Raw genomic sequence first — 21,578 nt, forward strand, 5'->3', positions numbered from 1 at the left:
GGGGTACGGGCCGGTCCCGGACAGACACGGACCCCGGGGATCGTCCGGGGTCACCCGAGCCGTTCCACGACGAGGTCCGTCCGCACGGATGGCATCCGGAGGTGCCGCTCACCGTGCAGCCGCCCGACGCAACTCCCGGTGCGCCAACCCGGTGGACACGATGAGCAGAGCGGTGCCCATGATCAGTGCACCGGGGAGACGGCCGCCGGTGGCCGTCAGTGGCCACGCGGGCATCGCCGGTAACCAGAGCGCTGTGTCGGCCAGGACTGAACCGCCGAGGGTGACGGACAGGACCGTGAGGAACACGGTCGCGGCGATCACCGCCCCCGGCCCGGTACGGACGCACAGCGCCAGTGCCGCCGTGACCATGACCGTGCCGACCACGATCAGCAGTCCCGACACCCGCAGGACCTCCGGGAGCGGCGTTCCACGCAGTGCGAGGACGGCGCCGGTCCCGAGTCCCACGGTGGACACCAGCACGTCGAGCCAGACGATGACCCCCCGGATCACCCGCCGTGCCCGGTGGACGGTGATCCGCCATGCGGGCTGCAGCGCGGTCCAGGTGACCACGGCCGCGACACCGCAGCCCAGGGGCAGGATCAGGTGCACCACGAGGTCCGCGGTCCACGATCCGGCGACGGTGATCAGCGCCAGCGCCCCGAGAGTGAGTGGGGTGAGCGAGGTGCGGAGCAGCGCGTGGCTCAGTGCCGCGCCTGTCCACGCCCGTCCCTTCCACACGTCTACTGCGGGTTCGGCGGTCCAGGTTCCGGTGTGTGATGTGGTCGCTCCGGTTGATCCGTCGGGTCGGGTGCGGGGTGCCCCGATGAGGACGTACGCGGTGGCGGCGACGACCGCGAACACCAGGCAGAGGACCGTGACGGGGATCGGGGATTCAGTGGCGAGCGGATCGCCCGGGTCGAGGGGGACGGCATTGGAGTGGACACCGAGTACCGGCAGCATGATTCGTACCGCCCACGTCGGTGGAAGGAGGATCCACAGCGGATGTTCCGCCGTCAGCGTGCCCGTCACCTGCCACACCACCGCGACCAGGAGAGCCGGGATCAGACCGATCCACCGGCTGATCACGCCGAACAGTGCGACGAGACCGGCGGCGCCGATCCAGGCGCACACCCAGGCCACCGGCATCAGGAGAGTGCCGAAATCGCAGGCGAGCATCGCCGCCAGGATGATCAGCAGGACGATGAGGCGCCCGCCCCGGATCAGACGCGGTGACACCGGCCGGGTCCCCGTCCCGCCCTCCCGGCAGGTCTTCTCCCGCTTCTCCGGGAGGCCGGAGAGCAGTGCCATGAGCGGTGCAGCCATGCCGGTGACGTAGAGCGCCTGCCAGGCGCCGCGGCCGGCATCCGAGTAGCTGGTGAGGAGCCCCAGTCCGGCAAGGGCGAAACCGAGGAGCGGGAAGTAGGCGACGGTCGTGTTCTTCGTGCGGACGAGTTCCGCCCGCATCACGCGGATCATCGGATCGCCGTGAGGTCGAGGAACCGGGACTCGAGTTCGCCGGCCGGCGCGAAGGCGTCGAGTGGGCCGGAGTAGGCGGCCCGCCCGTCGTGGAGCACGGTGATGTCGTCGGCGGTGCGGGCGATCTCACCGAGCTGGTGTGAACTGATCAGCACCGTCCCACCGGCGTCGGCGTAGCCACGCAGGAGTCCCCGCAGTGCGACGGTGCCCTCCGGGTCGAGGCCGTTCTGCGGTTCGTCGAGAAGCAGGATCCGTGGCCCACCCAGCAGGGCGACGGCCAACGCCAGACGGGATCTCATGCCGGTGGAGAAACTGCGCACCTTCTTCCGCCCCGTACCGGTCAGGCCCACCACCCCGAGAACCCGGTCGATCTCGGCGTCGTCGAGGCCGAGGAGCAGGGTCTGGACACGGAGGTTGTCCCGTGCGTTCAGGTGCGGGTACAGCGCCGGCCCGTTGACCGAGGCGCCCACCGACGCCCGGTCCACCTCCACCGTGCCGTCGGCCCGGTCCTCGAGTCCGAGGATGATCCGGAAACACGTGGATTTGCCCGCACCGTTCCGGCCGACCAGGGCGTGGATGCGGCCCCGCTCGACGGTCATGTCGAATCCGTCCAGGACCCGCTGGCCCCGGTAGCTGATGGAGAGATCGCGGCACTCGATCGCCGGTTCGTGGTTGCTCATGGCACCAGTGAAACGTCGGCCGGCCTCCGGCACATCCGCCGCGCGGGGGAATCAGAGGTGCAGCTCGTGGTCCCGGGCCCACAGTGCGAGTCCCACCCGGTCCCGGGTCCCCGTCTTCGCCAGCAGACGGGAGATGTACGTCTTCACCGTCGCCTCACCGATGTGCAGGTCGGCGGCGATCTCGGCGTTGGTCCGGGCCCGGGCGATTCCCGCCAGAACGTCCCGCTCGCGGTCCGTCAACGGGTCCGTGGGCGGGGTGGGCGTGCGTCCGCGGAACACCCGCAGCACATAGTCCGTGACCCCCGGAGAGAGCACCGACGCCCCGGCGTCCACCCGCCGTACGGCGTCGATCAGCGCTTCCGGCCCGCAGTCCTTCAGGAGGAAACCGTGCACACCCGTGGTCAGGGCGTCGCGGACCAGCTCGTGCGCGTCGAACGTCGTCAGCATCAGCACCCGGACGCCCGGGTGCCGGGCGAGGATCTCACGCGCCACCCCGATCCCGTCGACCCGCGGCATCTGGATGTCCAGCACCGCGACATCGATCCGGTGTGCGGCGACCGCCTCCAGGGCCTCCGCGCCGTCGGCGGCGGTGGCGGCGACCTCGATGTCCGGCTGGGTCGACAGGGTCATCTCCAGCGCCTGGACCACCAGCGGCTGATCGTCCGCGAGCAGCACCCGGATCACGGTGCCACCACCGGGAAACCGGCCACCAGGTTCGCGTGCGCCGGATCCGACACGTCCACATCCAGGGTCCCGCCGAGGTGCTCCACCCGCTCGCGCACACCGGTCAGCCCGGCACCTGAATGCGGTGTCCGCCGCGGAACCGGGCCGCCGGCGCGACTGTCCACCACCACGCGAACCTCATCGGTGACCTCCACGGAGAGCATCACGGTGCTGCCCGGGCCCTGGTGGCGCAGCACGTTCGTCAGCGCCTCCTGCACCACCCGGCGCAGCGTCAGGCGGACAACCTGAGAGTCCGAGACCTCACCCTCCGGCAACGATGCCTCGATCGTGAGCCCGGCGGACCTGAATTCCCCGACCATGTCCCGGATCCCGGCCATGCCCGTCACCGACGTCGGTGGGGAATCGTCACGCAACGTCACCACGATCCCGCGCACCTCCTCGAGGGCCTCCGAGCTGACCTTCTGGATCGTCGACAGGATCTCCGCCCGCCGGTCCGTCGCCCCACCGCCGAGCATGAGACCCGCCCCGGCCTGCATGTTGATCAGCGTCAGGCTGTGCGCCAGCACATCATGGATCTCCCTGGCGACACCCGCACGCTCCCGCTCGCGCACCGCCTCCTGTTCCGCCACCAGGTGCCGCTCCGCGGACCGCGCGCTGCGCGCCGAGAAGAACACCATGCCCAGGACCAGCCACTGAAGCGCGACCCAGCTCGCCGCCTGCACACCGGTGGCACGCTCGAAATGATCGGGTGTCCACCACCACAGCAGCGGGGAGAAGAAACACCAGACGGCCTGAATGGCGGTCAAGACACCCGGGACGAGCAGATCGGAGCGGTACCGGGCCGTCGAGTACACCACCATCGGCACCGCGACCAGGAACGGACTGACACCCAGGTTCGTCGGCAGCGCAGTGAACCAGTTCACCGTCCACGCCACGGTCAGGACCGTCAGAGCGATCGCCGCCGGTACGACCCGGCTGCGCCACACCGCGAACGCGGGGACGAAGAGAACCGCGAGCACGACCTCGATCAGAGCGGCATGGCCGGGTGTTGTTCCGGACAGTGCGACGAGCAGGTAAAACACCACCAACACCGCCGCCAGTGCGGCGACCACCAGGTCAAGACTCCGGAGCCGGTTGCCGGTGGTGCCCGTGAGCTCCGGGCGGCGGGTCGATGGTGTCGGTGCGGTCCCCATGGCCCAAGAGTCTAGGCGCGCCGGTGCGGGCAGCGAGCCGCACGGTGCGGTGCGCCGACGGGATTCCGGCGGGGTCTGCGCGGTGTTCGGGTCGTCGGAAATGTCGTCGGTGCGTGCGAACCCGGTGGAAGAACGGAGAAGAATCCGGGCCGGTGATGGTCTGGCCCGGATGTACACTGCGGGGTCCGCGTGTCGTCACCGTGTGCAAACGCGTCGATGACGGCGGGAAAACGCCTGCTCACCCGTTTCATCGGTGGGTGTTGACACGCACCGACGACATGAAGGTGGCTCTGAACCGGAGGGGGTACCGGACCCCGTCGACCGTGGCTAGTCTGGGCGGCATGGAGACACGGTCAACGGAGATGCCCACCGGATGGATCACACATGACTCGGTCGAAGCGGCCGTCGACGACCTGATCAGACGCTATGATGCCGCGGTGGAACTCGCCTGCGGGATCCTCAACTCCGGAGAGAACGCCGACGGGCCGGTCGACTACAGCCGATACGCCGACGTCGTCTACCCCAAGCTCGTCGTCGAGGTCGAGTCCTGGCGCCCCATCGACCGCACCGAACCCTTCGGCTACGTGGACCGGTCGGGGCGCTACGCCGCGACCTTCTCCCGCCCACGGCTCATGCGCCGCTACCTGGCCGCCCAGCTGGAACGCCTGACCACCAACTATCCGTGCACGATCTCCACCGGTCCGTCGGAGGTGCGTATCCCGCCGGAATACCTCTCCCTTCCCGCCGACTGCCCGCCGCCACCGCGTGTCCACGATGACGCGGGCGTCATCCCGCGACCGAGCCTCGACGACGTGCACGACGGGATCATCGACGGGTCCTGGGACGTGTTCCACGATTCCGAGATGCCGTTGTTCCACTTCTCACCGCAGCGTTTCGACATCGCCTGTGAACGCATAGAGCACTACACCGGCATCGGTGTCGAGGGTGTGCAGAAGTACATCCTGTTCACGAACTACGCCATGCACACCACGGAGTTCGTCCGATACGCAGTGTCGGAGCTGGCGAACCCCGAATCGCGCTACACGGAACTCCGCCTCAACGACGGTCGTGTTCTCCGACGCGGGGAGGTCGACGGCGTGGAACTGCAGACGCTGCTCGGGCCGTCGTCACGCCAGATGCCCCGCTACGATCTCGCCGCCGAGGACAACACGGGCGTGACGATCATCAACATCGGGGTGGGGCCGTCCAACGCCAAGACGATCACCGACTGCCTGGCGGTCCTCCGACCCGAATGCTGGATCATGATCGGCCACTGCGCTGGTCTCGACGGCCGCATGCGCATCGGCGACCTCATCCTCGGCAACGCCTACCAGCGCCGGGATCACATCCTCGACGACCGGATCGGTCTCGACATCCCGATCCCCGCGGTGCCCGAGGTGCAGCGTGCGCTGGAGAAGTCGGTGAACGCGGTCTACGGCGACAACCACTCGCTGATGCGCACCGGTACGGTCATGTCGACCGACGACCGGAACTGGGAATGGCACACGTCCCGGGATCTGTGGCGGATCCTCCGTGGCTCCACGGCGGTGGCCGTCGACATGGAGTCGGCGACCCTCGCCGCCAACGGATACCGCTACCGCATCCCCTACGGCACGCTGCTCAGCGTCTCCGATCTCCCGCTGCACAATGTGCCGAAGCTGCCCGCCGGCGCCCAGGCCTTCTACTCCTCATCGAAGGAGGCACACCTGATCTGCGCGATGCGGGCGATGGAGAAACTCGCCGCCAAACCCGAGAAACTGCACACCAGGAAGCTGCGCCGCACGATCGGGGAAGTGCCGATGCGTTAGGTTCCGGTGGAGCGACGGTTCTCCGCACGTGTGGAGAACCGAGCTTCCGGATCCGGTCCGGATACACCGGTGGTGGTTGTCACCGGGGCCCGGTTTCCGGAGATCTGTGCCAGTGATCCACAGCCCACCGCAGGCATCCGCGTGTGCCGTGGGCTGTGGGGATGACCGTGGAGTTCGTATGACGGTCACCGGGTGTCGCTGATCCGCGGGTCGGTTGTCACACGGGCCGGCGGCCGGCGACATGCGTGGGTCAGCGCAGGTTGACCCCGGAAGATCCGAGCGCTCCCTGGGTGACCTCGTACAGGGCGCCGCCGGCCACGAGGCCGAGCATGGAGACCTGCGCCCAGGCGGGGGTGCGCCCGTCGGTCGGTGGGAAGATGATGTCGCGGACGATCGCCCCGAAATTCGATGAGACGTAGGAGCTCAGTTCCGTGGTCGCGGCGGCGAGGAGTTGTTGGGAGTCGCGGTGACCGGGACTACCCGGTTCAGGTGTGGGCCACGGGTCGGCTCCGGCCGGTGCGGCGAGACCGAGGATGAGGACCCCCGTGGCTACGGTGGATGCGGTGGTGCGGCGGATGGACACGGGGCTCTCCTCAAACGGGAATCACATTGTGAGCTCTGTTCTACCGGAAAATGACTCCGGATGAGACGGACACTACCGGCGAGAGGTCGAAGAAAGGTCCGGGATGACCTGGATCGATCTTTCCGCATCGGTGGATTCGACGTGCGGGCCGAGCCGCGTTGACATGCGGGGAGAGAGGCGGTCGCCGTACCTCGATGAGTGCCGATCGGGCGGGAGTCTGTGGTGGAGGCTACAATCCTGCCATGACCCCACCCTCCCGGGATCCGGTCCCCGGCGGCCGCGACACCACGACCAGCCCGGAGATCTCGACCGGCTACCGCGATGGAATGGTGGAGGTCGTCACCGACACCTTCGCCGTGTCGACCGCCAATCAACACGCCACCGATGCTGCGGTGGGGGTCCTCGCGGACGGTGGGACGGCTCTCGACGCCGCGGTCGCCGCCCAGTTCATGCTCGGGCTCACCGAACCGCAGTCCTCCGGTATCGGGGGAGGCTGTTACCTCCTGCACTTCGACGCCGCGACGGGAAACACGACCGCGTTCGACGGGCGGGAGACCGCACCCGCTGCCGCGTCCGGCACCTACCTGACCCGGATCAGTGACGACGATTCCCGGCCTCCGGTCCCCGACGCTCTGCGTTCGGGCCGTTCCATCGGGGTGCCGGGGGCGGTCGCCGCGCTCGAGCTCGCGCACCGGAGATTCGGGCGCATCGCGTGGGCGGATCTGATCGCCCCCGCGATCAGGCGCGCCGAGGAGGGATTTTCGGTCAGCCACCGTCTCTGGGCGTCGATCGATGACGCGAAGACCGACCTCGCCCGCTGTCCCGAGGCGGCACGCCACTTCCTCGACGATGCCGGGGAGGCGAAGGCGGAGGGCACCGTGCTCACCAACCCCGACTACGCGCGGACGTGTGAGCTCATCGCGGAACACGGTGCCGACGCGCTACGCACCGGGGAGATCGCCGAGGCGATCGTCGAACGCGTCTGCCGCCCCTCGGACACCGTGACACCGGGCCTGATGACGCTCGCCGATCTCGCCGGATACCAGGCTGTCGAATGTGCACCCCTCTGGTCCACCTACCGGGGTCTTCGACTGGCGGGGACGCCGCCGTCCTCGTCCGGCGGGATCACGGTCGCGGCGATCCTCGGGATGCTCGAACACCACGATCTCGGCGCCCCGCCGCGGAACGGGGTGCCCGCCCCTGAACTCGTCCACCTCGTCAGTGAGGTCGAGCGCCTGGCCTATGCGGACCGGGACACGTTCATCGCCGACGGATATCCGCTGCCCGACATGCTGGATCGCGATTACCTGCGGGAACGTGCCGCACTCATCGACACGGACCGGACCATGGGCACCGCTGAACCGGGGCTGCCCACGAACGGACTCGCCGCCGGACGTGACCTGCCCGAGTACGGCACCAGCCAGGTCAGCGTCATCGACGCCGCCGGCAACGCGGTCAGCCTCACCACGAGCATCGAGATCGGGTTCGGATCCTTCCACATGGTGCGCGGGCTCCTCCTGAACAACACGCTGACGGATTTCTCCGCCGAGCCCACCGACGTCCACGGACGTCCCGTGGCGAACCGCGTGGAGTCCGGCAAGCGACCCAGGTCCTCGATGGCCCCGACCCTCGTGTTCGACGGTCCCGACCTGCGCGCCGTGGTCGGGGCGCCGGGCGGTGCGGTGATCATCCAGTACGTGGTCAAGATCCTCGTCGCCCTCATCGACTGGGGTCTGGATGCCCAGCAGGCGGTGGGCGCCCCGAACTTCGGGGCGCGGAACACCCGCGTCACCGCCGTCGGCGGTGAACATCCCCTGATCGGTGAGGCGGAGGATGGTCCGGCCCGGGTGCTGATCGACGGGCTGGTTTCCCGCGGCCACCGGGTGCAGCTCGCCGATCAACCGAGCGGTGCCGCCGTGCTCGTCGTGCGGCCCGACGGTCGGATCAGCGGCGGGGCGGATCCGCGGCGCGAGGGGACCGTGGGCGGGATCTGACCCGGCCCGGTCGGGGCGCGGGGGCCGTTCGTCTCACCGTTGCGTGCTGACATGTACCGGTGAGGTGCCCCGTCCAGGGGATTTCGGTCTCGTGGATCCTCTTCGCACGCGGTGACGAGCGTCCCGGGACACGGGTCGAGTGCGGGGGGGGGGAGCCGCCGTCGGTGCTGGACCGGTGGATCGTCGGTGCGTGTCAACACGCACTGACCGGAGGATCCACCCGGGTGTTTGGCGGTGTGCGCCGATGTTTGCACGTACTGACGACGTACCGGCGGGCCCCGGCAGAGACCGCGGAGATGCTCCATCCGCCGACGGCGCGCTCACGGAGCGCGCGTATCGACGCCCGGTGGACATGGAGGGAAGATCTCCGGTTCAACGTGTCGGCCAGGTGCACCGCGGCCGTACGTCACGCCACCGGCATTCAGCGCCCGAACAACCTCCGCCAGAAACTCTTCCGGGGGATGCCCTGTTCGTCGAGGGTGTCGCGGACGTTCCGGCTCGCCGCCCGCCTGTCTGCGCGGCTCGGTCCGGGGCCGGCGTCGATGTCGATTCGCTGCCAGGTCAGCGGGGTGGGCAGGTTACGGACCCGGGCACCCGCCCCGATCATGCGGACCCACAGGTCCCGGTCGGCCTCGTGGCCGCCGCCGCGGTAGCCGCCGGCGGCGCGCATGGCGGCGGTGCGTGCCATGACGGTGCCGTCGATGACGGGGCTACGGCGGCCCAGATGCCGGGTGACTTCGGTGTGTGAGCTCGGCATGGTGCGGACGGAGAGATCCGCACCGAGGAGGCTGACGGGGTCGGTGGCGTCGGTGGTGTGGTCGAGTTCCATGACGGCGGTGCCGAGGATGTCGACACGTCGTTGGTGGAAGGTGTCCAGTTGGCGCCGCAGCCGGTCGGGGTGGGGGATGTCGCCGGGGTTGACGCGCGCGGTGTACTCCGTGTCGACGTGGGCGAGACCCACGTCGAGTGCGGCGGCCGGACCTGGTTCATCGGCGACCGTGTAGATGATGCCCATGTCGTGGGCCTCGGGTGAGGTGAGCTGCTTCTCGAGGGTCGGGTGGAGGCGTGCGTCCGCCGTGACGATGATGCGGGTGGGGCGCAGGGACTGCTTGGCGAGGCTGGCGAGTGTGGTGCTGATCAGGTCGGCGGGCGTGGTGGTGGATACACCCATGAGCACGGTGACGGCGTCGGGTTGCAGTTGCTCCATGCCCGGATCCTAACGTGCGTCGCGTGGGATTCGGCGCAGGTCAGCGCCGCGCGCGTCCCCGGGGGCTGGTGACGGTGGGGTCGCCGGGCAGGTAGAAGCGCAGGGGCGCGTCGGCGTTGCGCGTGATGCCGATCCGGGGGCCGGTGGTCCAGTGCGGCTCGTGGTCGCGGTCCCTCAGGATGAAGCCGTCGGTCCCGGAGCGAAGGACGGGGGAGTGGTTGTGGTCGACGTGGAGGGCGAGTGCCCGGCCGAGATTGCCCGGTCCCTGTGCGAGGCGGGCGTCGGGGATCGTCGGGCCGCGCCGGGCGCGCGCGGTGTCGTGGCCGTCCACGACCGCACCGGCACGGAGGAGGATTCCGCCGCTGCCGCCGGGTGGGTGGCAGACGATGTTGCCGGCGCGGTGGATGCCGTAGGAGATGTAGACGTACATCCGACCGGGTGGGCCGAACATGGCGGCGTTGCGCGGTGTCCTCCCGCGGCGGGCGTGGGAGGCGTCGTCCTGTTCGCCGAGGTAGGCCTCGACCTCGGTGAGTCGGACGGTGACGCCTGCGTGGCTGAGTGTGCAGCCGAGGAGCAGGGGTGCGACCCTGTCGGCGGGTTGTGCGAAGTCGATCATCCGGTGTGGGCCGCCAGTGCCTTGCGGAGCAGGTGTCCGAGTGTCTCCCGCTCGTCGTCGGTGAGTCCGGTGAGGGTGTCGCGGCAGGTGTCGAGGTGGGTGGGCAGGACCTTGTCGACGAGTTCGCGTCCGGCGTCGGTGAGCGTGATGCGGACGCAGCGGCGGTTGTCGGGGTCGGTGCAGCGGGTGAGCAGGCCGGCGGCGGCGAGCTTGTCGACGCGGTTGGTCATCGCCGAGCCGGAGATCATGGAGTTGGCGCACAGTTCTCCCGCGGTCAGCGGCCGGTCGATACGGCGCAGTGTGGCGAGGACGTCGAACTGCCACCGTTCCAGGTTGAATCGGGCCAGGTTCGCGATGATGTGGTCCCCGGAGGCCCTGGCGAGGTACTGGAGTCGGGCGGGAAGTTCCATCGGTGTGGGATCGAGATCGGGGCGGGTGGTGCGCCATTGCTCGATGATGTGGTCGATGTGGTCGGCCATGGGCCATCCCCTAACTGTTTGACGCCGAAGTGTTTGACATCAATCTTACATGAGATTAATCTGGCGTCGAACACTTTGATATCGAACAATCGAGAACCTTCCAGGAGTCCATCATGTCCCGCACTGTCGCCGACGCCATCGCCACCCGCCGCGCCGTCCGCAACTACCTCCCCGATGACGTCTCGGAGGAGGTCCTCGACCGCGTCGTCCATCAGGCTCTCGAGGCGCCGAGCGCCTTCAACGCCCAGGCTCGCGACCTCGTCGTCATCCGTGACCCGGAGGTCCGGCAGGCGCTCGTCGACGCCTCCGGTCAACGCCAGTTCATCGACGCCCCGGTCGTCCTCGTGGCGGTCGGTCGGGTCGAGGTTCTGCCGGAGGACGCCGGGGAGATCCTGCCCGAACAGGTACGCACCACCGCGGAGAAGTTCAACAGCCTCAAGACCCCCCAGGAACTACGGGAGGCCGCCCTGCGTGACGCGATGCTCGTCGCCGGTTTCGCGCTCGTCGCGGCGGCGGGTGAGGGACTGGCGACCAGTCCCACGACCGGCTGGAATGAGGAGAAGGTGAAGGAGGCCATCGGCATCGGTGGCCGGGACGACCGGGTCATCGCACTGGTCATCGCCATGGGCCACGGCGCCGAAACCCCCGAGCATCCGGGTCGCCACGCCTCACGTCGGGTCAACGAACGGTACTAGGGGAGGACGGCCATGAATCTTCTGCTCACAGCGATCACCCCATTCACGTGGGGCACGACCTACGTCGTCACGACGGAGATGCTTCCGGACGGCCGGCCGATCCTCGCCGGTGTCATGCGTGCCCTGCCCGCCGGCCTGCTCCTGCTCGCCTGGTTCCGCGTGCTGCCGAAGGGGATCTGGTGGATCAGGGCCATCGTGCTCGGTGTGGTGAACATCGGTGGTTTCTTCGCCCTGCTCTTCCTCACCGCCTACCTGCTCCCCGGTGGTACCGCGGCCGTGATCACCAGCACCGCACCACTCGTCGTGATGGGACTCAGCCCGCTGCTGCTGGGCGTGAAGGTGTACAGGGCTCAGGTCGTGGCCGGCGTCATCGCCGTGGCCGGTGTCGCGGCGCTGGTGCTCTCGCCCGATGCCGCACTGAACACCGAGGGTGTCGCAGCCGCGGTCGCGGCGACGCTGTTCACCGGTACGGGCCTGGTCCTGGCGAAACGGTGGGGCCGTCCCGAGGGCGTTCCCCAGCTCGCCGTGACGGGGTGGCAGCTGACGTTCGGTGGTCTGGCCCTGATGCCGCTGCTGCTGTTCGAGGGTCTGCCGGACCACCTGACCGGCACGAACATCGCGGGCTACACCTACCTGACCGTCGTGGGTGCGCTCATCGCCTACGGCCTGTGGTTCCGCGGGCTGGCGATCCTCGACGCGGTCAGTGTCTCCCTGCTCAGCGTGATCAACCCGCTGACGGCCACGGTCCTCGGAGTGATCGTCAAGGGGGAGAGCTTCTCCGCGATCCAGGCCGTGGGCGCCGTGACGGTGATCGTCGCGGCCTCCGCCGCGCAGATCGTCGGGGCCCGCGCCCGGAAACGGGAGGCGGCGAACGCCTGACGGGCCGCGGTAGATTGGCGTGCGTGCAGACCTGTCTCTTCGATCTCTACGGTGTCCTGTTGACCACCCAGACCGATGCCCACCTGTGTGCCATCGAGGCCGCGGTCGGCACCGACGACCGGTTGTGGCCGTTGTACTGGAAGTTGCGGGGTCCGCTCGACGCGGGTGAGCTCACGCCGACGGAGTACTGGGAGCGGATCCGCACGAGCCTCGAGCTGCCGCCGTTCGACGTCGGTGCGGTGGTTGAGGCAGACATCGCCAGCTGGTTGGACGAGGACGCCGATGCGGTGGCGTATGTGGGTGAGCTGATCGACTCCGGGCATCGGGTCGGCCTGCTGAGCAACATCCCGACGTTCCTCGCGGAACGGGTCCGCGCGCGGCACACGTGGCTGGAGCGTTTCGACGCGGTGACGATGTCCTGCGACATCGGCGTCGCGAAGCCTGATCCGGGTGCCTACCGGGCGGCGTGTGCGGCACTCGGTGCGGAGCCGGGTGAGGTTCTGTTCTTCGACGACAATCCGGTGAATGTCGCCGCCGCCCGGGAGTTCGGGATGCGGGCGGTGGAGGTCACGGGCAGACTGGTGGAATGGAACCACTGATTCTCCCGTTCAACGGCGTCGCACCGCGTATCCACGCCTCGGCGTTCATCGCGCCGAACGCCACCATCATCGGCGATGTCGTCATCGGCCCCGACTCGTCGGTGTTCTACGGCTGCGTGCTGCGCGGTGACGTCAACGCGATCCGCATCGGTGCGCGCACGAACATCCAGGACAACTGCGTCATGCACGTCGACGCGGATGCGCCGTGCACCCTGGGTGACGATGTCACCGCCGGGCACATGGCACTGCTCCACGGAACGACGGTCGAAGACGGGACGCTGGTGGGGATGAAGGCCGCGCTGCTGTCACGCTCGCGCGTCGGCGCGGGGTCCCTCATCGCGGCCGGTGCGGTCGTGCTCGAGGGGCAGGAGATCCCGGCCCGCTCCCTGGCGGCCGGTGTTCCGGCGAAGGTGCGCCGCGAGCTGTCGGCGGAGCAGTCCGGGTCCTTCATCCCGCACGCGGGTCGGTACGTCGACATCGCCCGCGGGCAGTCGGACCAGCGGCTGCGTCTCGACGAGGTGCGCTACAGCTGATTCCGGTCGATGAGTTCGGCGTGGACCGCGGCCGGGTCCGACAGCAGCCGATCGAGGGCCACGGTGCGGGCGGCGGCACGCGCGAGTGCGGCCGCGTCCGGGACGATCCTGATGGCTACGCGCTTGTCGACGTTCGGGTTCACCGCCCGGGCCAGTTCCCGGTAGCCGCCCGGGTCGACGGTGAATCCCGGACCGGCGAGCACGACCGTCCCGGCGCCGGTGTCCCGGGTGAGGCGTGCGACGGTCTCACCGAGTTCCCGTGCCCGTTCATCGAGAAGTGACCGGAGCTGCGGGGACTGCGGTGTCCCGGCGGGCAGGAGCCCGGTGAACCCACGTCGCCTCTCGCCGGGGAGGATCCCTGCATCGGCCAGGCGGCGGGCGAGGATCTCCGGTCCGAGGTCGGAGTTCACCGGGTGGGCCGTCACCCCGCCGTCATCGGCGACCGCCAGGGTGAGTCCGCGGTCGAGGTGGATGATCAGGATCGGGTCGGTGGTGGCATCGGTGGTGAAGAGCTCCGCTGCGGCCAGTGCCGCCGTGAGGTCACCGACGGTCACCGGGCAGTCGAATTCCTCGGTGAGCCGCCCGCCGAGGGACCCGGTGTCCGGTGCCGTCACTGCGACGCCGATGTCGGCGACCGGCACCACCAGTCTGGACAGCAGTCGGTGGATACCGGCGATGAGGTGTTCCGCGGTGTCGGCGGCGTCTGTGGGGCCGGTGCCCAGCGGGAACGTGGTCTCGCGGAGGATACGGCCGCGGGTGTCGAAGACGCCGAGAGTGCCCCCGTCCGCGCCGATCGCGGCGCCGATGTGGAGCCAGGGGGTGGGGGTCATCTCCAGTGGGATGCGGGGCCGTCCGGGCCCGGTCGCGCGGACGAGGTCCGGGCGTTCGTGGATCAGTCCCGCGCCGACGAGGCTGGTGACGGCCCGGGTCACGGTGGGTTGGGAGAGTCCCGTCGCCGCCACGAGGTCACCGCGGATCGCCAGGTGGCCGCGCATCATGTGGTGCAGGCACCGGGCCGTCGGCATGGTGGGGCGACGGAAAACGGGGGTGCGCGCGGACACAGCCAGAGTGCTCATGGACGGTGAGTCTATAAAAGACAGACTGAACTGTCTACCGCCACTAACCGGAAAGCCTCATTCAGGGGCAATAAAATAGACAGAACGGTCTATGTCATACCGGCCCAGTCCGCAGCCCGGCGCGCCGCAGCGAACCCGGCCATCCCGTGCACCCCTCCGCCCGGCGGTGTCGAGGCCGAGCCGAGGAACACACCGTTGACACCCGTGTCGTAGGGATTGCGCAGAACCGGACGGGCGATCAACTGGCGCGGGGAATTCGCACCCCCGGCGACATCCCCACCCACGTAGTTCGGGTTGTGCGCCTCCAGCTCCGCGGTACTCCGCGTCGACACCCCGACTATCCGGTCGCGTACCCCGGGAGCAAACGCCTCTATCCGGGAGATCACCTGCTCCGTCATGTCACCCCGGTATCCGGCGGGCACGTGCGCGTACGTCCACACCGGGTGCAGCCACCCACCGTCCACCCGCACCGAACGGGAGGGATCAGCCAGGTACTGCTGTCCCACCAGAATGAACGGCTCCTCCGCGACACGGCCCGACGACGTCGCCCGTTCCGCCGCGGCGATCTCCCCGGCTGTTCCGCCCAGGTGCAGCGTGCCCGCGCGCCGGGCATCGGGGTTCAGCCACGGAATGCCCTCACGCACGGCGAGGTCCACCCGGAACGCGGCCGCCCCGTGCCGGAACCGCCGGTACCGGCGCCGGAGTCGGGCGGGCTGGGTCCCCGGAAGCAGCGTCGCCGCGTGCCCCGGCGTCGTCGTCAGCACCACGACGTCACCGGCCGAAGCACCCCGGTATCCGAAGTCCTCGAGATCACTCAACCGGTGGACCGTCACCCCGGTGAGGATCGTTCCGTCGAACTCCCGGACATAATCCGCCAGGGCGGCGGTCAACCGCCCCGAACCACCCCGGACCACCGGCCAGCCCCACGTCTGCGCCGTCAACCCCATCATCAGCCCCACCGCAGAGGTCAGCGGCCGGTCGAGTCTGCTGAAAGCGTGCGCCGAGAGCCCCGCGAACAAGGCGGCAGCCGGAGTGCCCGCACCGAGGAACCTCGTCACCGCGGTCGCGGGAGGCAGGCCGCGCGCAGCGAATCGCGGCCCCAGGACCGTGTGCCGCGCGATCGAACCGGGGAGGGGAGTCAACGCCAGATCCGCGATCCGGTCCGGGTAGCGGACCAGGGGAGCGAAGAGTCTCCGCCACCGTCGGCCCTCCCGCCCGAGCCCGGCGACCGTCGCCGTGAGATCCCGGTGCAGTACCGCGGCGTTCCCGCCCGCCAGGGGGTGCACCAGCGGAATCTCGGGATGAACCAGCTCCACGTCGAGCTCGAGGGTCCGGAAGAAGGGTGAGGCCGCGAGCAGCGGGTGCACCGCCGCACAGTCGTCGTGGATCATGCCCGGGACAAGCCGCGCGGAGCTCCGGCAGCCGCCACCGATCTCGGCGGCCCGCTCCAGCACCGTCACACGGAATCCCGCGCGCGCCAGCTCGATGGCGGCGGCCAACCCGTTCGGACCGGATCCGACCACGAACGCCCGTGCGCTCACGACAGATCCCTGGCGTGGCGGACGGCATCGACGAGCGCCGGCAGGCCCCGCGCCGCGGTCGTGGACCAACTCACGTCGGCGATCCGGGTCAGCTCCGTCGGCGCCGGGGTGATCTCCAGGACCGGGACCCCGGCCTCCACCGCGAGCAGCGGAAGCGACGCCGCAGGCTGCACCACACCCGACGTGCCCACGATCACCACCAGATCGGCGTCCGCCATCGCCTCGGCGGCGCGCTCCCACTCCGCGGCGGGCAACGCCTCGCCGAACCACACGACACCCGGGCGCACCGCTGCACCACACCGTGGGCAGGCGGGCGGCGTCATCCGGGGCTCCCGCACCGCGGGAAAATCGTCGACCTCGAACGGATCCGCGCACTCCGTGCACCGGAACTCGAAGAGGCTGCCGTGGAGGTGCACCACGGCGTCGCTGCCGGCCCGCTCGTGCAGATCATCGATGTTCTGCGTCACCACCGTCACCGAACACAGTTGCGCCCACCGCGCGACCGCCCGGTGTCCGGCGTTCGGTTCCGCGGTTCGTGCCAGATGTGCCCGCCACAGGTACCAGGACCACATCGGTTCCGGATCCCGGCGCCAGGCGTCGATGCTGGCCATCGCCTCCGGATCGACCCGTTCCCACAGGCCGGACTCGTCGTTGCGGTACGTGTCCAGGCCCGACTCCGCGCTCACCCCCGCTCCCGTGAACACCACGACGCGCGAGGCGTCGCGGACCAGTTCCATCGCATTCCCCGGACAATTCACGATCCCAGCGTACGACCGTGCTCGAAGCCTGCACAAGGATGCGCCTGCTCCACTGCCGCTAGTCTGTGACCCATGACTGCACACGTCCCCGACAGCTCCGCGACCCTGCGGCCCATGACCGTCGACGACCACCCCCTCCGCGAGTGGGCGACCGTCCACAACGTCGGGGCGGAGGCGGACACCACCGACGAACGACTGTCTCCCTACCTGCAGTTCATCCCCCAGCGCGGCGACATCGGCATGGTCGCCGAGATGCCCGATCCCGTCACCGGGGAACGGCGCACCGCGGGTGTCGTCTGGGCCACCTTCATCCGCTCCCACGGCTACGTCGCACCGGAGATCCCCGAGCTCTCCGTCAGCGTCGACGATGGCTTTCAGGGGGCCGGGATCGGCACCACCCTGATCCGCGCCGTCGTCGAACACGGCCGCACTGTCGGCTGGCCCGGCATCTCCCTCCACGTCGAGCACGACAATCCAGCGCGGCGCCTCTACGCCCGCCTCGGCTTCGAGTCCCTCGACTGCGATGACTGCCCCGGGACGATGGTCATGCACCTCACCCCGCCGATCAACCGGGCCGCCGTCTACTGCGGCTCCGCCCCCGGTGCCCGCACCGACTACGCCCACGCCGCCCGCACCATCGGCCACGCCCTCGCGGAACGCGACATCGACCTCGTCTACGGCGGTGGCGATGTCGGACTCATGGGTGTCGTCGCGAACGCCGTCATCGACGCCGGTGGGCGGGCCATCGGGGTCATGCCCCGGTCGCTGGTCGAACTCGAGATCGCCCACGACGGCCTGTCCTCCCTCGAGGTCGTCGAGACCATGGCCGAACGCAAGTCCCGCATGGAGGAACTCGCCGACGCCTTCATCGTGCTGCCCGGCGGCGCCGGCACCCTCGAGGAACTGTTCCAGGTGTTCACCCGCCAGCAGCTCGTCGCCGGTACCGGCCCGATCGTCCTGTTCAACGTGGACGAGTACTGGACCCCGCTCGTCGACGCCCTGGAACGGATGTGCGCGGAAGGCTTCATCCAGCGCCGGTACATCGACGCCCTCATCGTCACCGACGACCCCGGGGAGATCTTCGACAGACTCGCCGAATGGCGCGCCCCGGGCACCAAATGGGGGAACCGCGAACTCTGCGGCTGACCTGTCCGCCGCGGCTACACTGGGTGGGCATGAGCTCCGACACCTTCCGTAACCCGTCCCGTCTCGATCTCGCCTGCGAGACCTTCGTGCACGATCTCGCGGCGTTGTCCCCGCTGTCCGCGACAGAGTGGGGATTCACCGAATACAACGGAGACATGGAGGACTTCTCCCCGGAGCACCACGACGCCGTAGCGGAACGCACCCGGCGCATGCTCGACGAGGTCGACGCCCTCGAGAAGGCCGCAGCCGGTGACGGGGACGTCGACTTCGACGATGTCGACCGCGTCACCGCCGCCGTCCTGCGGGACCGCCTCGGGCTGCGGCTCGAACTCCACGAGGCCGGCGAGGACATCCGGCAGCTCGACAACATCGCGTCCCCCGTCCAGTGGATCCGTGACACCTTCAGCCTCATGCCCACGGACACCACCGAGGCGCGGGCGGACATCATCTCCCGTCTCGGGCATGTCCCGCGTGCACTCGACGGACACCGCGCCTCCCTCATGCTCGCCGCCGAAGGCGGGCACGTCGCCGCCCGACGTCAGGTCGAACAGGTCATCGCCCAGTGCGAGGATCTCGCCGGCGACGAGTCCTCCCTCAACGGGATCGGGATCGACGCCGACCAGGCCGAGCTCGTCCGGGCCCGCGAGGCCTTCGGGGTCATGGCCACCTGGCTGCGCGAGACCCTCCTGCCGCAGGCCCCCGCCGCGGACGGCGTCGGACGGGAACGCTACGAACGCTTCTCCCGCGAGTTCGTCGGCGCCACCGTCGATCTCGACGAGGCCTACGAATGGGGACTGACCCGACTCGCCGAGATCGTCGCCGAGCAGGAGGCCATCGCCGTCGAGTGCTTCGGCGAGGGCACCACCGTCGGGGAGGCGATGGACCGCTTCAACGCCGACGAACGTTACCGGCTCGACGGCGTCGACGCCCTGAAGGAATGGATGCAGACCACCGCCGATCAGGCGATCGCCGATCTCGACGGAACCGCCTTCACCATCCCCGAGCCGGTGCGCACCATCGAGTGCTGCATCGACCCCGCCGGAACCGGAGGCATCTTCTACACCCCGCCCAGCAGCGACTTCACCCGCCCGGGACGCATGTGGTGGTCCGTGCCCAGGGGCGAGACCGTGTTCCACACCTGGCAGGAACTCACCACCGTGTTCCACGAGGGCGTTCCCGGCCACCACCTCCAGATCGGCCAGACCCTCTGCGAATCCGACAGGCTCAACCTCTGGCGCCGCGTCGCGTGCTGGAACTCCGGGCAGGGCGAGGGCTGGGCGCTCTACGCCGAGCAGCTCATGGCCGACCTCGGCCACCACACCGACCCCGCGACCCGCATGGGGCTCCTCGACGGACAACGTCTGCGGGCCGCCCGCGTCGTCCTCGACATCGGAGTCCACCTCGGGAAGACCACGCCGGACGGCGGGACGTGGGACGCCGAGTACGCGGCGTCGTTCCTGCGCGCCAACTCCGCCATGGCCGGCCCCAACCTCGACTTCGAGCTCAACCGCTACCTCGGCTGGCCGGGCCAGGCACCCTCGTACGCCCTCGGCCAGCGCCTCTGGCAGCAGCTCCGCGACGAGGCCCTCGACCGGGGCATGACCCTCCCGCAGTTCCACGCGGAGGCCCTCGCCCTCGGATCGATCCCCATGGGCATCCTGCGCGACTGTGTCCTCGACGGTCTCGACGGGGGCGAGAACCGATGAGCCGACCTCCACTCGTCGAGGTGCCCCGCACCATCGTCGTCACCGGCGCCAGTGACGGCATCGGGGCGGCCGCCGCCCGGAAACTCGCCGACCTCGGGCACCGCGTCATCGTCGTCGGCCGGAACCCGGCCAAGACCCGCTTCGTCGCCACCGCGATCGGTGCGCCCCACTTCACCGCCGATTTCTCGTCCCTGGACGAGGTCCGTGACCTCGCCGCCTCCCTCGCCGAGATCGCCCCGCGTATCGACGTCCTGGCGAACAACGCGGGAGGTGTCTTCGCCCCGGAGCGGACCGTCACCGACGACGGCAACGAACTCGCCCTCCAGGTGAACCATCTCGCGCCGTTCCTGCTCACCGAACTGCTCGCCGACAGCCTCGCCGCCGGACTCGGGTACGTCGTCGGGACGGCCTCGATCGCCGCGAAGTACTACGGAAAACTCGACGTGAACGACCTCGACAACGCCGACGGGCCCTGGGACCCGATGAAGGCCTACGGTGACTCGAAGATGATGAACATCATCCACGCCCGTGAACTGTCCCGCCGGCACGCCGACCGGGGTATCTACGGTGTCTCCTTCCACCCCGGCGTCATCGCCTCGAACTTCGGCTCCGGTACCGGCGGCAGACTCGAGTTCTTCTACACCAACCCGGTGATCCGCATGGCGTTGAGCAGCTCCGACAAGGGGGCCGACCGGCTCGTCCGGCTGGCCACCGGAACCGTCGGCGTCGACTTCGTCCCCGGCGGGTACTACCTCGGGAAGAAGAAGGGGCCGGACTATCCCGGCAGCCGCGATCCGGAGATCGCCCGGCGACTCTGGGAGGAATCCGCCCGCCGCGTCGGGCTGTGACCGGGGTGGGGTTGGGTCTCAAGTGAGCATGCCTGCCTCCCGGTTCCGCGAGGTCGGTCTCACCACCGTTGAAGACCGTTCACGACAAGGAATGGGCTCCGGTATCGGGTGTGTGGGCACACTGAACCATGGTCCGGCAGGGGTGATCGAAGTGGCGACGATCCCGGAAGTAGTGGCGGACACGCACCCTGGAATGCTTTCACCATCTTTTGGTGTGCTGGGACTCGGTGCCTGACGAGTGATGAGTCGTTACCGTTGCACACGGCCACAACGATGAGATCACGTTCCGCTCATCACCCGGACCATCATTGACCGTGCCGCCTCATCTTCGGGTTCAGGCTCTTCACGTACCACTGAACCGGCCCCAGACTGCTTTCCTTGAAGCCCATTAAAACACTGACGTGCCGGGTGATCGTGCGCTGTGCCGCGAGGACACTATCCACCGGATGTCAGCTCGGGGAAAGCGTCTGTCCAGAGCTTGATCACCCGACGGGGGAGTGGAAGGTGGGGGAAGTCCCGGATGAGCAGGTCGCGGTTGATGAACTCGCACTGTTGCTCGTAGGTTCCCTCCGCGAGCAGATCGCGGTACGCGCACCATCTCGAGACTTCATCTGACACGTCAGTAGTGCGTGCCTTTTCGTTGAGCCAGCGGACCGAGTGGGGGAGCACGAAGATGCCCTCTGATGGACCGCGCAGCTCATCGAGACTGTCGGGGGCGACGTAGGGCTTGTGGTCGCCGATGAAGACCCTGCCGTCCGGTCGGACGGTGACCGGTGCGAATCGGGGCATGGTGCGGGGCTCCTTGAACGTAAGACTTCGGTAGGTGGCTGATTCTACCGTCTAACGTGCAGGTTGTACCGTGTCGGTGATTGATTGTGGGGGCGGTATCCAGCGTTCGTTCACCGTGTCGCTGGCAGTAGTTCGGCTGTGGTGACCGTGCGTTTGACGATAGGTATACGGTGCTCCGTTTCACCCGCTAGACTTATCCGAAGTTTAGTTCCCACCAGATCGCCGACCGACTTGCGGAGTCCCCCACGTGTATCTTGCCTACGTCGACGATTCGGGGGACTCCAGGTA

General features: G+C 69.0%; 21 protein-coding genes. 9 read left to right on the plus strand and 12 right to left on the minus strand.

What is annotated here, in order from left to right; all coding sequences use genetic code 11:
- Positions 1–108: 108 nt before the first annotated feature.
- The 4 genes from KRX55_RS09365 to KRX55_RS09380 are packed head-to-tail and all read right to left on the minus strand — an operon-like array spanning position 109 to position 4,033.
- Complete coding sequence (locus KRX55_RS09365; protein WP_218407469.1) at positions 109–1,476, minus strand: hypothetical protein; 1,368 nt, start codon at positions 1,474–1,476, stop codon at positions 109–111.
- Positions 1,473–2,156, minus strand: coding sequence for an ATP-binding cassette domain-containing protein (locus KRX55_RS09370; protein WP_218407470.1), 684 nt, complete (start codon positions 2,154–2,156; stop codon positions 1,473–1,475). The genes KRX55_RS09365 and KRX55_RS09370 overlap by 4 nt, the downstream gene beginning before the upstream one ends.
- A gap of 51 nt (positions 2,157–2,207) precedes the next feature.
- Positions 2,208–2,840 carry a response regulator transcription factor gene (locus tag KRX55_RS09375; protein ID WP_218407471.1) on the minus strand — a complete coding sequence of 211 codons (633 nt, stop codon included), beginning with the start codon at positions 2,838–2,840 and terminating at the stop codon, positions 2,208–2,210.
- The gene (locus KRX55_RS09380) at positions 2,837–4,033 is read right to left on the minus strand and encodes a sensor histidine kinase (protein WP_218407472.1); all 1,197 of its coding nucleotides are present in this window, start codon (positions 4,031–4,033) and stop codon (positions 2,837–2,839) included. Before KRX55_RS09380 ends, KRX55_RS09375 begins: the two co-directional genes overlap by 4 nt.
- A gap of 362 nt (positions 4,034–4,395) precedes the next feature.
- On the opposite strand from KRX55_RS09380, the gene amn reads away from it, so the two are divergent.
- Positions 4,396–5,841 (plus strand): AMP nucleosidase, encoded by a 1,446-nt coding sequence (amn, locus tag KRX55_RS09385; protein WP_218407498.1) that lies wholly within the window; start codon positions 4,396–4,398, stop codon positions 5,839–5,841.
- A 250-nt stretch (positions 5,842–6,091) separates the two neighbouring features.
- Here the strand turns inward: amn and KRX55_RS09390 are convergent, their stop codons facing one another.
- On the minus strand, positions 6,092–6,424 hold the full coding sequence (locus KRX55_RS09390) for a hypothetical protein (RefSeq protein WP_218407473.1): 333 nt from the start codon (positions 6,422–6,424) through the stop codon (positions 6,092–6,094).
- Between the two features lie 242 nt (positions 6,425–6,666).
- Between KRX55_RS09390 and KRX55_RS09395 the strand changes: the two genes are divergently transcribed.
- Positions 6,667–8,418 carry a gamma-glutamyltransferase family protein gene (locus KRX55_RS09395; protein WP_218407474.1) on the plus strand — a complete coding sequence of 584 codons (1,752 nt, stop codon included), beginning with the start codon at positions 6,667–6,669 and terminating at the stop codon, positions 8,416–8,418.
- 421 nt (positions 8,419–8,839) lie between these two features.
- On the opposite strand, the gene KRX55_RS09400 is transcribed toward KRX55_RS09395, so the two are convergent.
- Genes KRX55_RS09400 through KRX55_RS09410 form a run of 3 tightly spaced genes read right to left on the minus strand, consistent with a single transcriptional unit; the run spans position 8,840 to position 10,720 of the window.
- Positions 8,840–9,625 (minus strand): glycosyltransferase, encoded by a 786-nt coding sequence (locus KRX55_RS09400; RefSeq protein WP_218407475.1) that lies wholly within the window; start codon positions 9,623–9,625, stop codon positions 8,840–8,842.
- Between the two features lie 40 nt (positions 9,626–9,665).
- A complete protein-coding gene (locus KRX55_RS09405) occupies positions 9,666–10,241 on the minus strand; it encodes a DNA-3-methyladenine glycosylase (RefSeq protein ID WP_200258182.1) in 576 nt (191 codons plus the stop codon).
- Positions 10,238–10,720 carry a MarR family winged helix-turn-helix transcriptional regulator gene (locus KRX55_RS09410; protein ID WP_218407476.1) on the minus strand — a complete coding sequence of 161 codons (483 nt, stop codon included), beginning with the start codon at positions 10,718–10,720 and terminating at the stop codon, positions 10,238–10,240. The genes KRX55_RS09405 and KRX55_RS09410 overlap by 4 nt, the downstream gene beginning before the upstream one ends.
- 113 nt (positions 10,721–10,833) lie before the next feature.
- On the opposite strand from KRX55_RS09410, the gene KRX55_RS09415 reads away from it, so the two are divergent.
- The 4 genes from KRX55_RS09415 to KRX55_RS09430 are packed head-to-tail and all read left to right on the plus strand — an operon-like array spanning position 10,834 to position 13,426.
- Positions 10,834–11,415, plus strand: coding sequence for a nitroreductase family protein (locus tag KRX55_RS09415; protein ID WP_218407477.1), 582 nt, complete (start codon positions 10,834–10,836; stop codon positions 11,413–11,415).
- A 12-nt stretch (positions 11,416–11,427) separates the two neighbouring features.
- Positions 11,428–12,294, plus strand: a complete 867-nt coding sequence (locus KRX55_RS09420) for an EamA family transporter (RefSeq protein ID WP_218407478.1) — start codon at positions 11,428–11,430, stop codon at positions 12,292–12,294.
- 23 nt (positions 12,295–12,317) lie between these two features.
- A complete protein-coding gene (locus KRX55_RS12075; protein ID WP_218407479.1) occupies positions 12,318–12,893 on the plus strand; it encodes an HAD family hydrolase in 576 nt (191 codons plus the stop codon).
- A complete protein-coding gene (locus tag KRX55_RS09430; protein WP_198738825.1) occupies positions 12,881–13,426 on the plus strand; it encodes a gamma carbonic anhydrase family protein in 546 nt (181 codons plus the stop codon). The genes KRX55_RS12075 and KRX55_RS09430 overlap by 13 nt, the downstream gene beginning before the upstream one ends.
- Here the strand turns inward: KRX55_RS09430 and KRX55_RS09435 are convergent.
- From KRX55_RS09435 to KRX55_RS09445, 3 genes are all read right to left on the minus strand, one after another.
- Entirely contained in the window at positions 13,417–14,502 is a 1,086-nt protein-coding gene (locus KRX55_RS09435; RefSeq protein WP_218407480.1) for an ROK family transcriptional regulator, read from the minus strand. The two genes, KRX55_RS09430 and KRX55_RS09435, sit on opposite strands and share 10 nt — an antisense overlap.
- A gap of 89 nt (positions 14,503–14,591) precedes the next feature.
- On the minus strand, positions 14,592–16,043 hold the full coding sequence (locus KRX55_RS09440; RefSeq protein ID WP_218407481.1) for a phytoene desaturase family protein: 1,452 nt from the start codon (positions 16,041–16,043) through the stop codon (positions 14,592–14,594).
- Complete coding sequence (locus KRX55_RS09445) at positions 16,040–16,780, minus strand: SIR2 family NAD-dependent protein deacylase (RefSeq protein ID WP_218407482.1); 741 nt, start codon at positions 16,778–16,780, stop codon at positions 16,040–16,042. Before KRX55_RS09445 ends, KRX55_RS09440 begins: the two co-directional genes overlap by 4 nt.
- A 93-nt stretch (positions 16,781–16,873) precedes the next feature.
- On the opposite strand from KRX55_RS09445, the gene KRX55_RS09450 reads away from it, so the two are divergent.
- From KRX55_RS09450 to KRX55_RS09460, 3 genes are read left to right on the plus strand one after another with little or no spacing between them, the layout of a single operon-like run.
- Positions 16,874–17,947 (plus strand): TIGR00730 family Rossman fold protein, encoded by a 1,074-nt coding sequence (locus KRX55_RS09450; RefSeq protein WP_218407483.1) that lies wholly within the window; start codon positions 16,874–16,876, stop codon positions 17,945–17,947.
- 29 nt (positions 17,948–17,976) lie between these two features.
- Positions 17,977–19,653: a DUF885 domain-containing protein gene (locus KRX55_RS09455; RefSeq protein ID WP_255567728.1), complete on the plus strand. Its 1,677-nt coding sequence runs from the start codon at positions 17,977–17,979 to the stop codon at positions 19,651–19,653.
- Entirely contained in the window at positions 19,650–20,501 is an 852-nt protein-coding gene (locus KRX55_RS09460; protein ID WP_218407485.1) for an SDR family NAD(P)-dependent oxidoreductase, read from the plus strand. The genes KRX55_RS09455 and KRX55_RS09460 overlap by 4 nt, the downstream gene beginning before the upstream one ends.
- Positions 20,502–20,936: 435 nt before the next feature.
- On the opposite strand, the gene KRX55_RS09465 is transcribed toward KRX55_RS09460, so the two are convergent.
- Positions 20,937–21,290, minus strand: a complete 354-nt coding sequence (locus KRX55_RS09465; RefSeq protein ID WP_218407486.1) for a hypothetical protein — start codon at positions 21,288–21,290, stop codon at positions 20,937–20,939.
- Between the last annotated feature and the right edge of the window lie 288 nt (positions 21,291–21,578).

The sequence above is a fragment of the Corynebacterium sp. TAE3-ERU16 genome (assembly GCF_019209935.1).
Lineage (GTDB): Bacteria > Actinomycetota > Actinomycetes > Mycobacteriales > Mycobacteriaceae > Corynebacterium > Corynebacterium antarcticum.

Bases quoted from the DNA above. Each gene is read 5' to 3' on its own strand.
- KRX55_RS09365 (WP_218407469.1), bottom strand. From the start codon at position 1,476: ATGATCCGCGTGATGCGGGCGGAACTCGTCCGCACGAAGAACACGACC.
- KRX55_RS09370 (WP_218407470.1), bottom strand. From the start codon at position 2,156: ATGAGCAACCACGAACCGGCGATCGAGTGCCGCGATCTCTCCATCAGC.
- KRX55_RS09380 (WP_218407472.1), bottom strand. From the start codon at position 4,033: ATGGGGACCGCACCGACACCATCGACCCGCCGCCCGGAGCTCACGGGC.
- amn (WP_218407498.1), top strand. From the start codon at position 4,396: ATGCCCACCGGATGGATCACACATGACTCGGTCGAAGCGGCCGTCGAC.
- KRX55_RS09395 (WP_218407474.1), top strand. From the start codon at position 6,667: ATGACCCCACCCTCCCGGGATCCGGTCCCCGGCGGCCGCGACACCACG.
- KRX55_RS09400 (WP_218407475.1), bottom strand. From the start codon at position 9,625: ATGGAGCAACTGCAACCCGACGCCGTCACCGTGCTCATGGGTGTATCC.
- KRX55_RS09405 (WP_200258182.1), bottom strand. From the start codon at position 10,241: ATGATCGACTTCGCACAACCCGCCGACAGGGTCGCACCCCTGCTCCTC.
- KRX55_RS09410 (WP_218407476.1), bottom strand. From the start codon at position 10,720: ATGGCCGACCACATCGACCACATCATCGAGCAATGGCGCACCACCCGC.
- KRX55_RS09415 (WP_218407477.1), top strand. From the start codon at position 10,834: ATGTCCCGCACTGTCGCCGACGCCATCGCCACCCGCCGCGCCGTCCGC.
- KRX55_RS09420 (WP_218407478.1), top strand. From the start codon at position 11,428: ATGAATCTTCTGCTCACAGCGATCACCCCATTCACGTGGGGCACGACC.
- KRX55_RS09430 (WP_198738825.1), top strand. From the start codon at position 12,881: ATGGAACCACTGATTCTCCCGTTCAACGGCGTCGCACCGCGTATCCAC.
- KRX55_RS09435 (WP_218407480.1), bottom strand. From the start codon at position 14,502: ATGAGCACTCTGGCTGTGTCCGCGCGCACCCCCGTTTTCCGTCGCCCC.
- KRX55_RS09445 (WP_218407482.1), bottom strand. From the start codon at position 16,780: ATGGAACTGGTCCGCGACGCCTCGCGCGTCGTGGTGTTCACGGGAGCG.
- KRX55_RS09450 (WP_218407483.1), top strand. From the start codon at position 16,874: ATGACTGCACACGTCCCCGACAGCTCCGCGACCCTGCGGCCCATGACC.
- KRX55_RS09455 (WP_255567728.1), top strand. From the start codon at position 17,977: ATGAGCTCCGACACCTTCCGTAACCCGTCCCGTCTCGATCTCGCCTGC.
- KRX55_RS09460 (WP_218407485.1), top strand. From the start codon at position 19,650: ATGAGCCGACCTCCACTCGTCGAGGTGCCCCGCACCATCGTCGTCACC.
- KRX55_RS09465 (WP_218407486.1), bottom strand. From the start codon at position 21,290: ATGCCCCGATTCGCACCGGTCACCGTCCGACCGGACGGCAGGGTCTTC.